The 255-nt window shown below is 69.0% G+C and carries 1 pseudogene; it reads right to left on the bottom strand.

Annotated features, from left to right (window positions below):
* Nucleotides 1-255: pseudogene (locus tag IB262_RS35655) on the bottom strand (DUF3300 domain-containing protein); the annotation flags it as partial.

The raw sequence follows: 255 nt of genomic DNA, 5'->3' as shown, positions 1-255 counted from the left end.
CACCGCCAAGGCTTTGCCCGCCGCGGCGTGACGAAGCGACCTCACGCCGTCCGGAATTGACATTGCCAAGGCCCGATGGCTTCTTCGGCCGGTTCTGCGCCTTTGCCGCCATCTTCTTCTTGCCACCGCTGCGGTTGACCTGCGACGGCTTGTTGCCCGGGCGATTGATGCTCGGCTTTCCGTCCCCAGCGCGGGCCTTGGCGATCGCCTGACCGCCACCGCCGCCGCCGGGCCGAGCTGCCGGTCTCTGCTGCG

This window comes from Ensifer sp. ENS02 (assembly GCF_014851885.1).
GTDB classification, from domain to species: domain Bacteria; phylum Pseudomonadota; class Alphaproteobacteria; order Rhizobiales; family Rhizobiaceae; genus Ensifer; species Ensifer adhaerens.
The sequence above is the reverse complement of the archived record's forward strand: the minus strand, read 5'-3'. Positions and strand labels throughout refer to the sequence as shown.